General features: G+C 42.3%; 17 protein-coding genes. 10 read left to right on the top strand and 7 right to left on the bottom strand.

The annotated features are described in order from the left end of the window. The first annotated feature begins 32 nt into the window (after positions 1–32). From G458_RS0117530 to G458_RS0117490, 9 genes are all read left to right on the top strand, one after another. On the top strand, positions 33–1,133 hold the full coding sequence (locus tag G458_RS0117530; protein ID WP_026953049.1) for a Glu/Leu/Phe/Val dehydrogenase dimerization domain-containing protein: 1,101 nt from the start codon (positions 33–35) through the stop codon (positions 1,131–1,133). Between the two features lie 118 nt (positions 1,134–1,251). Beyond that, on the top strand, positions 1,252–2,436 hold the full coding sequence (gene nusB, locus G458_RS0117525) for a transcription antitermination factor NusB (RefSeq protein WP_026953048.1): 1,185 nt from the start codon (positions 1,252–1,254) through the stop codon (positions 2,434–2,436). Positions 2,437–2,442: 6 nt separating this feature from the next. Beyond that, positions 2,443–2,745, top strand: coding sequence for a YtxH domain-containing protein (locus G458_RS0117520; protein ID WP_026953047.1), 303 nt, complete (start codon positions 2,443–2,445; stop codon positions 2,743–2,745). 1 nt (position 2,746) lies between these two features. Beyond that, entirely contained in the window at positions 2,747–3,280 is a 534-nt protein-coding gene (locus tag G458_RS0117515; RefSeq protein ID WP_026953046.1) for a DUF1573 domain-containing protein, read from the top strand. Positions 3,281–3,284: 4 nt separating this feature from the next. Next, positions 3,285–3,602 carry a preprotein translocase subunit YajC gene (gene yajC, locus G458_RS0117510; RefSeq protein ID WP_026953045.1) on the top strand — a complete coding sequence of 106 codons (318 nt, stop codon included), beginning with the start codon at positions 3,285–3,287 and terminating at the stop codon, positions 3,600–3,602. A 68-nt stretch (positions 3,603–3,670) separates the two neighbouring features. Beyond that, entirely contained in the window at positions 3,671–4,576 is a 906-nt protein-coding gene (locus G458_RS0117505; protein WP_245579291.1) for a YbbR-like domain-containing protein, read from the top strand. Continuing rightward, complete coding sequence (gene coaE / locus G458_RS0117500; RefSeq protein WP_026953043.1) at positions 4,569–5,180, top strand: dephospho-CoA kinase; 612 nt, start codon at positions 4,569–4,571, stop codon at positions 5,178–5,180. Before G458_RS0117505 ends, coaE begins: the two co-directional genes overlap by 8 nt. Positions 5,181–5,274: 94 nt before the next feature. Then, the gene (locus G458_RS0117495; protein ID WP_026953042.1) at positions 5,275–6,153 is read left to right on the top strand and encodes a DUF808 domain-containing protein; all 879 of its coding nucleotides are present in this window, start codon (positions 5,275–5,277) and stop codon (positions 6,151–6,153) included. 36 nt (positions 6,154–6,189) lie between these two features. After that, a complete protein-coding gene (locus G458_RS0117490; RefSeq protein WP_026953041.1) occupies positions 6,190–7,077 on the top strand; it encodes a bestrophin family protein in 888 nt (295 codons plus the stop codon). Positions 7,078–7,140: 63 nt separating this feature from the next. Here the strand turns inward: G458_RS0117490 and G458_RS0117485 are convergent, their stop codons facing one another. From G458_RS0117485 to G458_RS0117455, 7 genes are all read right to left on the bottom strand, one after another. Next, complete coding sequence (locus G458_RS0117485) at positions 7,141–7,389, bottom strand: DUF6952 family protein (protein ID WP_026953040.1); 249 nt, start codon at positions 7,387–7,389, stop codon at positions 7,141–7,143. Beyond that, positions 7,370–7,681 carry a thioredoxin family protein gene (locus tag G458_RS0117480; RefSeq protein ID WP_026953039.1) on the bottom strand — a complete coding sequence of 104 codons (312 nt, stop codon included), beginning with the start codon at positions 7,679–7,681 and terminating at the stop codon, positions 7,370–7,372. Before G458_RS0117480 ends, G458_RS0117485 begins: the two co-directional genes overlap by 20 nt. Positions 7,682–7,685: 4 nt before the next feature. After that, positions 7,686–8,318 carry a peroxiredoxin gene (locus G458_RS0117475; protein ID WP_026953038.1) on the bottom strand — a complete coding sequence of 211 codons (633 nt, stop codon included), beginning with the start codon at positions 8,316–8,318 and terminating at the stop codon, positions 7,686–7,688. Positions 8,319–8,665: 347 nt separating this feature from the next. Further along, complete coding sequence (locus G458_RS0117470) at positions 8,666–9,058, bottom strand: DUF805 domain-containing protein (RefSeq protein ID WP_026953037.1); 393 nt, start codon at positions 9,056–9,058, stop codon at positions 8,666–8,668. A gap of 76 nt (positions 9,059–9,134) precedes the next feature. Beyond that, the gene (locus G458_RS0117465; RefSeq protein ID WP_026953036.1) at positions 9,135–9,545 is read right to left on the bottom strand and encodes a nuclear transport factor 2 family protein; all 411 of its coding nucleotides are present in this window, start codon (positions 9,543–9,545) and stop codon (positions 9,135–9,137) included. A gap of 43 nt (positions 9,546–9,588) precedes the next feature. Further along, entirely contained in the window at positions 9,589–10,860 is a 1,272-nt protein-coding gene (gene serS / locus G458_RS0117460) for a serine--tRNA ligase (protein WP_026953035.1), read from the bottom strand. 36 nt (positions 10,861–10,896) lie between these two features. After that, a complete protein-coding gene (locus G458_RS0117455) occupies positions 10,897–11,667 on the bottom strand; it encodes a hypothetical protein (protein WP_026953034.1) in 771 nt (256 codons plus the stop codon). A 76-nt stretch (positions 11,668–11,743) separates the two neighbouring features. Here G458_RS0117455 and G458_RS0117450 point away from each other — a divergent pair, with 76 nt between their 5' ends. Continuing rightward, on the top strand, positions 11,744–12,721 hold the full coding sequence (locus tag G458_RS0117450; protein ID WP_026953033.1) for an isopenicillin N synthase family dioxygenase: 978 nt from the start codon (positions 11,744–11,746) through the stop codon (positions 12,719–12,721). The last annotated feature ends 1 nt before the right edge of the window (position 12,722 follow it).

Genomic DNA, 12,722 nt, shown 5'->3' with positions numbered 1-12,722 from the left:
CAAATATAACACATTCTAAAAAGCTAAGTTCCATGCTAGAGATTAAAACAACGGATACGGTGAATGAAGGATCCATTTTTGGACAGATCACCACGATGGACCACGAACAATTGGTCATTTGCCACGATCAGGCAACCGGTTTGAAGGCTTTGATCGGCATTCATAACACCACGCTGGGTCCAGCCTTGGGTGGAACTCGCATGTGGCCTTACGCTACCGAAGAAGAGGCAATTACCGATGTATTGAGACTTTCAAGAGGAATGACTTTCAAGAACTCCCTAGCTGGACTTAATCTTGGCGGAGGAAAGGCCGTAATCATCGGTGATCCAAAATTGAAAAATGAAGCCTTCCTGAGAAGATTTGGACGATTTGTGGAGAGCTTAGGCGGAAGATATGTGACCGCTGAGGACGTCAACATGAAGACTTCCGACATGGAATACATCGCCATGGAAACGCGCCATGTGACGGGTCTTCCCCAAATCAAAGGAGGCGCTGGCGACCCTTCTCCGGTAACTGCTTACGGAGTTTACATGGGAATGAAAGCTGCCGCTAAAAAAGCCTTTGGAACAGATTCCCTGCAAGGCAAAAAAATCGGCGTACAAGGTGTCGGACAGGTGGGTAAGTATCTAATCGACTACTTAGTGAAAGAAGGTGCCGAGATCATGATTACAGATATTTTCGAAGACAAGCTGAAGGAAATTTCCAAAGCAACTGGCGCTACGGTGGTTGATCCGAATGTGATTTATGATTTGCCAATGGACATCTATGCTCCATGTGCGCTGGGTGCTACCATCAATGATCAAACAATCGACCGATTGAAGTGCAAAGTAGTAGCTGGTGGTGCGAACAACCAGCTAAAAGATGAAGCGAAGCATGGTAAAATCCTGATGGAAAAGGGTATCATTTATGCTCCAGACTTCCTGATCAATGCCGGAGGGGTAATCAATGTAGGTGCAGAATACTTTGGTGACTACCACAAAGAATTGGTTTTTGCCCAAACCGAAAAAATCTATGACACATGCCTAAGCATCTTGGATAAGTCTGAGAAGGAGAACATCCCTGCCCAAGAAGCTGCCATCCAGGCTGCCAAAGCTAGAATTGAATCTATCGGAAGAGTAAAACTTCCTTTTTAATACTTAACACACTTGATTGAAAAACCACCGGGATTCCTATTCCGGTGGTTTTTTTGTCCTCTCTAGGCTAAGAGAAGCAATATCAAAATCCCTATATTTACAGCTCTTTAAGAATATTATGCTCAACAGAAGAATCCTCAGAGTCAAGGCATTTCAAAATCTATATGCTTATGAACAGTGCAAAGGATCCAATCTAAACCTAGCCAAAGACTTCATAAGGGCGTCTTTCCTTCCTGACCTCAACAGTATGGAGTTTCAGGATAAGGCTGCTCTCAATCGGGATGCCGAAGAGGCTGTCAAGCTCTTTGATCAAAATCTGGAAAACCAATCCGTCCTAAAATCTTCCGACGCCAGTCCTAAAATCAAACAAGTGGTTTTGGATGCGCTCAAGCAATTTCACCTGGCCAATCAAAAAGACCGGGATTTTTTGCTAAAAAACATGGTCATCTCCGCGGAGAGAATTCCTCAGCTTTATTTATTGGCCATCGAATTACTTCAAGCCTTTGCCCAGCATGTGGCGAAGGAAATGGAGAAAAAGAAAAAGTTTGCCGGTGATCAGCCCGTGGGATTTGGCAATGAACTCAACCTGGTTCAGAACAAAGTATTGGAAAACATCCGTGAATCTCAGGACTATCGGAACGCTGTGGCCCGAAACAATGTTAACTTGGATGACATCGAGTTGGAAATCAGGGAATGGTTTAGAGATTACATCAAGCCATCAGAGCCTTACCAAGAGTATCTGAAAATTAACAACCCGAGTATAGCTCAGGATTTTGAAGTGGTTGATGATCTGTTGAAAAAAATAATCTTCAAAAACGAAGTGATCCTAAATTACTTCTCCGAAAAAGATCTCAATTGGACTGAAAACAAAGCGGTAGTCAGAAGTTTGGCTTCCAAGGTGTTAAAATTCGGTGCGGAGACAGGAGAAGCAGAAGATCAGGAACTTCCACAAATCGCCATCAACTGGGAAGAGGATAAAGAGTTTTTTCAAAATATCTTTAACTTCACGATTGAAAATGATGCAGAAAGTAAGACTTTGATCTCTCAAAAAACCAAAAACTGGGATATTGACAGGCTGGCCTTCACCGATAAAATCATCATTTCCATGGCTTTGGCAGAAATGAAGAATTTTCCTAGCATTCCAGTCAAAGTTACTATCAATGAATACATTGATATTTCCAAGACATACAGCACCCCAAAAAGCAAGCAATTTGTCAACGGTTTGCTGGATGTTTTATCAAAAGAATTAACCGAAAGCGGCCAAATTCGTAAGAGTGGTCGTGGACTTTTAGACAATAAATAAACAACTATGAGCAAGAGCAGCAATTCCTTACTTGCATTTATGGTAGGTGCCGGAGTCGGCGCTGCCTTAGGGATCCTATTTGCACCGGATACTGGCGCAAATACCCGAGACAAACTTTCTTTTCAACTCTCCAAATACAAAAAGGAGTTGGAAGATTTGATCGATGAGCTAATGGAAGGAAAAGAAGTCCATCTCAACGAAGCCAAATCCGAAGGAAAAAGAGTCATCTCCGAAGCAAAAAACAAAGCTGAAAACTTACTCAGCGATGTCAATAAATTAATCGAACAAATCAACCAAGGTAAAAACTGATATGAAAATCAAATTACTTAGCGCACTGGCTTTAGCCCTACTTATGGGAGCCTGCGGTGCAAAAGATGATCAAGCCGCAAAAATCCAAGCTCTAGAAGACAAAATTGCTCAACTGGAAAATCAGAATACAGCTGTTACCCCAGTAAATGCTCAGGCTGCTACTTCTGCTGACCCAAGTACTCTAGGTGCATTTGAATTTAAAGAAATGGAATATGATTTTGGCAACATCAACGAAGGCCAAATCATCGAGCATGTCTTCAACTTCACCAACAACGGTCAAGCTCCATTGGTCATTTCCAACATTACCGCTTCTTGTGGCTGTACCAGCCCTGATTGGACTAAAACTCCTGTGCAACCAGGTGAACAAGGCTTTGTGAAAGTTGTATTCAACTCTGCTGCAAAGTCCGGAGCTCAAGCCCCTACCGTTACCATTCAGGCCAACACCAACCCGACGGTGACCAGACTTCAAATGAAGGGTTCTGTCACTCCTAAATTAGCCGGAGCTGCGGCACCAACTGGACCACTGAAGAGATAAGCACATGTTAAGTACTCTTTTGGCCCAAGCCTCAGCAGGAGGTGCAGGTATTCTTGGACAGGTTTTTCTCTTTGGTTCCATTATCCTGATCATGTACTTTTTCATGATCAGACCTCAGCAGAAAAAACAAAAAGAAACCAAGAAGTTTATCGAAGACATTAAAAAAGGAGATGAAGTCGTAACTATCGGCGGAATCCACGGTAAAGTATCCAGTGTAGAAGGCGATGTAGTCTTCTTGGAATTGGACCGGGGATTGAAAGTGAAAGTCGAAAAGTCAGCCATTTCATTGGACTTCTCCAAAAAGTCAACTTCAACCAAATAATTTGAGCTTTGTCGGAAAATAAAAAATCCTCTAGGAGGATTTCATCCAAAAGACTCTCTAATCTAAAAGTGGTAGTTCTCTGCATTCTTGCAGCTACCACTTTTTGGATTTTAAATGCCCTCAACAAGGACAATTACAGCACTATTGTAGATTACCCAATCGAATGGGAATTCGATCGGGAAAGATTTTTTCCGGTACAACCACTTCCATCAAGTGTTCAAATCCAAATCTCAGGAAATGGATGGGACTTATTGAGGAAGTATTTTAATCTCAACGAACCGGCTTATAAAATTACCTTAGCCGATCCCTCCTCCATGAAGCATATCCTTACATCGGAGTTGAAAAGGCCACTGGGAGATTTTCTGACCCCCACGCAGCTGATTGGCTTTCTGGAGGATTCTGTTACTTTCAAAATCGACAGGATCGAGACCAGAAATCTCAGCCCAATATTGGACTCCGCTTCCTATTCCCTAAGCAAAAACTCCGTCATTGAAGGAAAGATCAAATTTGATCCCGAGGTCATTAAAGTAACTGGCCCAACTTCAATCCTGGATATTTTTGAAGGTAAATTCCCTGTCGATCTCAATCAATCCAGAATTGATCAGGACTTTGACCGAGAAGTTTCTTTGACCATAGAAAAAGATCTTGCAGAAATCATTCGCCTCAACCGGGATAAGATCAACGTTTCTTTTACAGTGGTTAACTTCATGGAAGGGAACAAAAGACTGAAAGTAAAAAAGATCAATTTCCCAAGAACTGTGACTCTGGAAGATGAATCGGTCACTCCCGTGATGACTTACTTGGTGGATGGCAGAAAAGTAGCTGAATTAAAAGATTTGGAATTTGAAGCCATTTTGGACTACGGAAGGAGAAACCGGGCGGACAGCACAATTTCTATTCGAGTTCAGCCATTGCCTTCTTTCCTCAAAGAAGTAAAAATCACTCCCGAAATACTGAAGCTTAAGTATGAATAAGCCCAGCCCATTAAAAATCGGCATCACCGGTGGCATAGGCTCAGGAAAATCCACCGTATGTAAAATTTTTGAGATTCTGGGAATCCCCGTCTATTATGCAGATGACCGGGCCAAATGGCTAATGGCAAATGACCCCGATTTAAAAGCTTCCATTCAGTCCGAATTCGGGATAGAGAGCTATTCTGAAACTGGCGAGTTGAACCGACAATATTTGGCTGAAAAGGTCTTTTCAAACTCGGAAGCTGTTTCCAAAATCAATGCTCTGGTTCATCCCTGTGTCGGGAGAGATTTTGAGTCTTGGGTCAAACAGCAGAGCACTCCTTATGTACTGAAAGAAGCGGCGCTGATTTTTGAATCAGGAGGTGAGAAAAAACTGGATGGAGTAATCAATGTCAGCTCTCCTTTAAAAATCCGGGTAGCAAGAGTATTGCTTCGTGATCCCCATCGAAGCGAGGAGCAAATCAATCATATCATTGATCAGCAAATGCCGGATGAGGAAAAAAACGCCTTGGCAAATTATGTGATCAAAAACTCAGAAAATAAAATGCTCATCCCACAGGTATTGGCAATCCATCAAGAACTGTTCGAAAAATCAAATTCTTAATTTCTCGGGAAGATTAATCCCTTTCCTAGGGAGGATTAATACGAATGGGTCTATTTTTAAACTTTATTGTGATCAAAATTTAGTCAGAATCAATATGGCATCAGGAATATTTGCATTGTTGGATGATATCGCTACTCTGATGGACGATGTGTCGGTCATGAGTAAAGTCGCTGCCAAGAAAACCGCCGGTATCCTCGGAGATGACCTTGCAGTCAATGCGGAAAAATCCTCCGGATTCGTGTCCGATCGAGAGCTTCCTGTCCTTTGGGCGATCAGCAAAGGATCCATGCTTAACAAGGTGATAATTCTACCTTTTGCTTTTTTGCTCAGCGCTTTTTTTCCTTTGGGAGTCACCATTATCCTAGTAATCGGAGGACTCTATTTGGCCTATGAAGGTGCAGAAAAAGTCATTGAATACCTTTTCCCCCACCCTCAAAAGGAGAAACCAAAATTGATGGAAGATCTCAGCGAGGAAGAAGTTTTAGCCAAAGAAAAAGAGAAAATCAAATCGGCCATTGTAACCGACTTTATACTTTCCGTAGAAATCATCATCATTGCTTTGGGCACTGTGGTCAATGAGCCCCTAATCAACCAGATTCTGGTAGTGACTTTCATTGCGCTTCTGGCTACGGTAGGTGTCTATGGAATCGTCGCTTTAATTGTCCGCATGGACGAATTCGGAATTAAGCTGATCAACCTAAATGAAGAGAATAACAGCTTTTCGGACAAGGTGGGGAGAGCTTTGGTCAATGCCCTTCCTTGGGTTATCAAAGGAATGGGAGTTATTGGGACTTTAGCACTCTTGCTGGTTTCTGGAGGAATCTTTGCTCACAACATTGAATTCATCCACCATTTGTTACCAGAATCCATCCCGGGGATTATCAATGAATTTTTATTGGGATTAGTAGTTGGCTTTATGGTTCTGGGAGTTTTGATTTCGGTAAAAAAGATATTCAAGTTGGGAGGACACTAAAAGACTTCCTTTCTCACAGGCTTATTAAGGCAATCCATGAAAACTTACGAGTCCAAAGATCTGACACAGTTTTTATTTGTGATTCGTAAGTCGGACACTCTTTCAAGGCTGGCACCTTTTATCCTGTTTTTAATTCTCTATTCGGTGGGGATTGCCTACTTAGAGCTGGAATATTTCCAATTCAAATCCGATTCCTGGCTAAGGAATCTCCCAGTCATGCATACTCTTTTGAGTTTCGTGATTTCTATGCTTTTGGTCTTCCGGACCAATACCGCCTATGACCGCTGGTGGGAAGGGAGAAAACTATGGGGAAGTCTGGTCAACACCAGCAGGAACTTTGCAATAAAGCTGGACGCCATCCTTCCCGTCAAGGATATGGAAAACAGAAACTTTTTCCGGAAGGCCATCCCGCTTTATGCCTATGCTCTCAAAGACCATCTTCAGTCCAAACAGACCAAATATAGTCTGGATGAGTCAGGAATATCCAGTTCAGAAATCATCCCGATGGACTTCAATAAGCATGTGCCCAATCAAGTGGCCAAGCAGCTATTTGCCCGCTTACACCAGCTCCATATTTCCGGACAGATCAACGGAGATCAGTTAATTATACTCAATGGGGAAGTGTCTAGCTTTACCGACATCTGTGGTGCCTGCGAAAGGATTCTCAACACTCCAATTCCCTATAGCTACAGTGCCTTTATCAAAAAGTTTATCATGCTCTATACGCTTACGTTGCCGATAGGGTATTCTTTTACCCTAGGGTATTTAGCTGCTCCGATTGTGGGCTTTGTATTTTATGTATTGGCCAGTCTAGAACTGATTGCCGAGGAAATCGAGGAGCCTTTTGGTACCGATGCCAATGATTTGCCTATGGATAAAATGTCGGAGAATATAGACCGGCATGTGGGAGAAATTTTTGAGTAAAAAAAGAAGGAACCCCAAAGAGGTTCCTTCTTCCATTACAATAAACCCTGTATAGCTGGGATCTTATCGGTCTATGGATCCCAATACTTTTTTCATAAATGCATTTCCGGCATCTTTCTCAGACATTCCTTCAGCAATCATTTCCTGAACTTCCAATGCGCCACAAAGGTTGGAAATCAACTCTCCGATCACATCCAGCTCTGCTTCTTTTAAAGAGGGAGCTTCGGAAATATTCTCCAGCACCGCCAAAGTAGCTTCGATTTGCTCCGTGGTGCAGGTTCTCTGAATAGTCTTAATTACCGGTAACTTCATGAATTAAAGATTTTAGCTGATCTTCTTTATTCGTCTGAACTTGGTTAACCAAGGCACCTGATTTAAAGCCTGCAAAAGTGGGAAGGTTATTCACCTGAGCCAATTTTCTGGAATTAGGGAATTTTTCGGCATCCACCAAAACGAAAACTGCATTGGGATTTTCTCCGGCAAGTCTTTTAAACTTAGGCTTCATTATCCGGCAGTTTCCACACCATCCTGCAGAATATTGGACCACCACTTGCTCGTGCTGGGCAATCAGTTCCTGGAGATTGTCTTCTGTCAGTTCTTGCATACTCTTAATTATTGGATAGGTAGTTGGCTACACCTTCGTTGGTAGCTTGCATAGCAGCTTTTCCTTCTTCCCAATTGGCAGGACATACTTCACCGAATTTCTCAACGTGAAGCTGAGCGTCAATTAGTCTCAAGTATTCATCGATATTTCTTCCCAATGGGAAATCATTCACAGATTCATGACGGACGATACCCTCTTTATCAATCAGGAATGTACCTCTATAAGCGATTGGTGCTCCGGAGAAAGACCACATACGAGTCTCTGCATTGAAAGAATATTCTCCACCCAATACTCCGTAGTTCAGGGAAATGGTCTTAGCCACATCCGCCAAGATGGTATAGGTTACGCCTTCGATTCCGCCTTCATCCTTGGCAGTCATTAACCAAGCCAAGTGAGTCTCTTCGGTGTCAGTGGAGCAACCGATCACCACGGTGTCTCTTTTTTCAAATTCCGCCAATTTGGACTGGAAAGCATGAAGCTCAGTAGGGCAAACAAAAGTGAAGTCCTTTGGATAGAAAAACAGAATCACATTTTTCTTGCCCAGGAATTGATCCAAGCTGAAGTTTTCAACAATTTCTTCTCCATTGATAACTGCTCCTACAGAGAAAGCAGGTGCTTTTTTTCCTACTAATGCCATTTTTTGGTTTTTTTAATGAATTGATAAACAAAGTTACTCCACGAAATAATTATTCTAAAGAATCTGCACCTTCGCCACCAAATTGTTAATTGGCCACTAATAGAATACAAAACCTAAATCGAGTATTAACAGAATATTCATTGGCCGAAGAGATTATTCTATCTCTCTTATTTCACCGCAATGGATTGCGGGTGGAATAAAAAAAAGTCATAGAAAAATTCTATGCATCATTGAATCCCTCCATTGGATCCAAATTCTATGAATTTGGGAAAAATTTTAACCTGGTTTTTGGCCCTTTTTAGGTCAGGGTATCTCTTGAAACCATTTTTTGCAGGAAAATCTATTTCCTATTGCTCAATCTCAAAAAGCCTAAAGGCTGCTTTAGGGTCTTTTCCATAATTATTGGGACCAGGATTCCCTTCTAGACAAAGAAAAACAAACAAGATGATAGATCCCAATATGGGAATTAAAGAGATAAAATACCACCAACCAGATCTGCCGGTGTCATGCAACCTCCTTACTGAAACGGCTAATGAGGGAATAAAATGGACCATAACCACCAATAAATAGATCGGGCCAACTATACTTTCTTCATCGAATGTGATCCCCAGAAGGGTGTCAAGAAACACTGCAAGAAAAATGAATAGGAGATAAAACAAGCCAAAAATCCAAAATTCTTTTCTCCTAGACCGCCCCGAAAACCTGTTGAATTTCCGAAGGGCTTCCAAATAATACTCCATAGTTTAGTCGAATAATCCAGTCCAATCTAGCCTTCTAGAAAAAAACATAAAATACCCTATTTAGGGTATTTTTGGGCTATTGAGGGGTCTCATGCCAACTTTTGTGGACAATCTTCCATTTTCCCTCCACCTTGATCAAGGTCAAAAAATCATAATACCGAATCCCCGGCCAATGTAATTCCGTCTCCGCAAGCGCCATAGTTCCGACAATCCGAATCCCCTTGATTTCATTGATATACAGCTTTGGATCCCTGGGTTCTCCCTTTGAAGTAGCTCTGGCCCACTCTTCATAAGGGGTAATGAAAAGTTCTGCTCCTCGATAGCCAATTAACTTGGCTTCAGGGATAAAGGCCTGGTCGAGCTTTTCTCTATTTCTTTCCATCATCCCTTCGAAGTAAAAATGGATGGTTTGGGTTACATCTGATAGATCTTGAGCTTGAGCCTTCAGGGAGAAAAGCAGAATAATTAGAAAGGATATCTTTTTCATAGCAATAAAAAAACCGCTTGCCTTAGCAAACGGTTTAGAAATTTTAGATTCTATCAAATCCCAGGTAGGGGTGTAAAACCTTAGGCATCATGATTCCTTCCGGAGTCTGGTTATTTTCCAGAATAGAAGCTACTATTCTTGGCAAGGCCAAAGCGGACCCATTGAGAGAATGAGCCAATTGGTTTTTCTTATCCTCACCTCTGAATCTCAGTTTGAGTCGGTTGGTTTGATACGTTTCGAAATTGGAAACAGAACTCACCTCCAACCATCTTTCCTGGGCGGCAGAATAGACTTCCATATCATAAGTCAAGGCTGAGGTAAAGCCCATATCGCCTCCACAAAGTCTCAATACCCGATAAGGCAGATCCAGCTTTTGTAAAAGGCCCTGCACATAAGAACTCATACTTTCCAAAGTCTCATAGGACTTATCCGGATGCGTAATTTGAACTATCTCCACCTTATCAAACTGGTGCAAGCGGTTCAATCCACGCACATGAGCACCCCAAGAACCTGCTTCTCTTCGGAAGCATGGAGTATAGCCAACATTCTTGATGGGAAGATCTTCCTCATTGAGAATTACGTCCCGATACAGATTCGTGATCGGCACTTCAGCTGTCGGGATCAGGTAAAGATTGTCCGCACTGGCAAAGTACATTTGGCCTTCCTTGTCCGGAAGCTGGCCTGTGCCATATCCTGAGTCCTCATTGACCATAATCGGCGGCTGAACTTCCATATATCCGGCAGCCAAAGCTTCGTCCAAGAAGAAATTGATTAAGGCACGCTGAAGTCTTGCGCCTTTTCCTTTGTAAACAGGAAATCCGGCACCGGTGATTTTTACCCCTAGGTCAAAATCGATGATATCATATTTCTTGATCAGTTCCCAATGCGGAAGTTTTCCTTCGAATAAGGCAGGAATTTCACCATGCTGAAGAACCACTTCATTATCCTCAGCTGACTTTCCTGTAGGTACAGAAGTATGCGGTACATTGGGAATGGTATATAAAAGTGCCTTGAGATCTTCCTCTGCTTTGGCAGTTTGGTCTTCCAGTTCTTTGATTCTAACCTTGATTTCAGCAGTTCTGGACTTGGCCTTTTCAGCTTCTTCTTTTTGTCCTTCCTTCATCAATTGTCCGATTTGCTTAGAAATCGAATTGGCTTCAGCCTGCATTTGATCTCTTTCGGATTGGGAGGATTTTCTCAAATCATCCAAGGAAAGGACTTGATCTAAAATTTCCTGGGGGTTGGAAATATTTCTTTTCTGGAGTCCGGCTAATACAGCGTCCAGATTTTCTCTGATTTGATTGACTAAAAGCATGAAACTTGAAAATTTACAGTGCGCAAAGATAGGGACTTATCGCACAATGACCGACTTGGAGACCAAAGAGAAAGGCCCCTCGAGTTCTTTTCCGTCTTTGCGAAGCAACTGGATTTTTACCTGATAGGCGCCAGGAGGCAGGTTTTCTACACGGACAGGCGACATGTGGTCGATCTCGTATTCAAAATCATTCACCAGGATTTTCACCTTCAGCCCATCCAAATCCATATCTCCTCCCAAAACCAAAAAGTCCACAATCATATCCTCTCCAACGGCAAGGACATTCCCATTTCTTGGAAAATTCACCGCCAAGAAGGGTTCGGCTGAATAGGGAAAAGGTCTTGAATCCCCAACCATAAAATCCCGATCTATGTAATTTCCAAAATTCTTCAAGGAAATGCCTTCCTTATCTACCAGATATCCTACTACGCGATACGTACCTTGGGTGAGTTCTCTTTGAAAAATCGGTGACAACTGGCCAATAGGATCACTTCCATTGATGATCGTGAATAAAGTAGGAACGCCCGGTGTATTATTTTCTATCGGAAAATTTTTGATATTGAATTCAAAAGGAACCTTTCCAGGTCTAAAAATCTGGTTTCCCAGAGGGCTGTAAAGCTCCAAAATAGCATCTGGATATTGGCTGGAATCTTCCAGCTGGTAAAAAGCAACCTTTGGTAAATTCACCGGTGAGTCAGAAGTATTTTCACCAGATTCCATGACTTGCTCGTTGATTCTTTTTTTGTCCTGGCTGCAGGAAGTCCATAAAAGAGCCAGAAATAGAATACTCCAAAGGAATTTGTACATATACAGCAACTATTGAACCTAAAGATATTTATTTTTGAGCAATACTTTGGTTTTACCAACTTAACCAATCATATCAATGGAAATCCTATTTGATGAAATTCCAAGCCTCGACCTGGCACACTTCACCTCAGGTACGGCAGAACAAAAAAAAGCATTCGTGCAAAAATTAGGAGAAGCTTATCAAAACATAGGCTTTGTAGCGATCAAAAATCACGGGCTTAACCAAGACCTTCAAGATCGCCTTTACTCCTCCATCAAGTCCTTCTTTGCACTTCCTGACGAAATTAAAACCAAGTATGAAAAGCCAGAAATCGGCTATCAAAGAGGGTACACAGGCAAGGGAAAAGAACACGCTAAAGGCAGAAACACAGGTGATCTCAAGGAATTCTACCATGTTGGACAGGAACTCTCCCTCATTCCGGATTCTGATCCCATCAAGGCTGAATACCCTGAAAATCTTTGGCCTAGTGAAATCCCGCAGTTTCAAAACGATGCCATGGAAGCCTTCCAGACGTTGGAAAATGCAGGAAAACAAATGCTGAAAGCAATCGCGCTTCATTTGGAGCTTCCAGAGGATTATTTCGAGGACAAAGTCGCTTATGGTAACTCTATCCTTCGTCAAATCCACTATTTCCCAATCGAAAACCCGGATGAAGTCCCTGCTGATGCGGTAAGAGCTGCCGAGCATGGAGATATCAACCTGATCACCCTTTTGATGGGAGCGAGTGCAGATGGACTTCAAGTCTTGAGAAAAGACGGAAAATGGATTCCTATCACAGCTTTGCCAGACCAGCTAGTAGTCAATGTCGGTGACATGCTGGAGCGTTTGACCAACAAAAAACTCAAATCAACAATCCACCGGGTAGTCAATCCGCCGAGAGAATTGATGCATACCAGCAGATACAGCATTCCTTTCTTCATGCATCCTCGGTCTGAAATGGATCTTACCTGTCTGGAAAGCTGCATTGACGAAAACAATCCCAAGCAATTTTCGGACGCTACGGCTGGAGAGTTTCTGGAGGAAAGATTGAGAGAATTGGGTCTTAAGAAATAAA

This window comes from Algoriphagus mannitolivorans DSM 15301 (assembly GCF_000429425.1).
In the GTDB taxonomy this organism is placed as follows: Bacteria; Bacteroidota; Bacteroidia; order Cytophagales; family Cyclobacteriaceae; genus Algoriphagus; species Algoriphagus mannitolivorans.
This window is presented reverse-complemented; position numbering and strand designations above follow the sequence as displayed.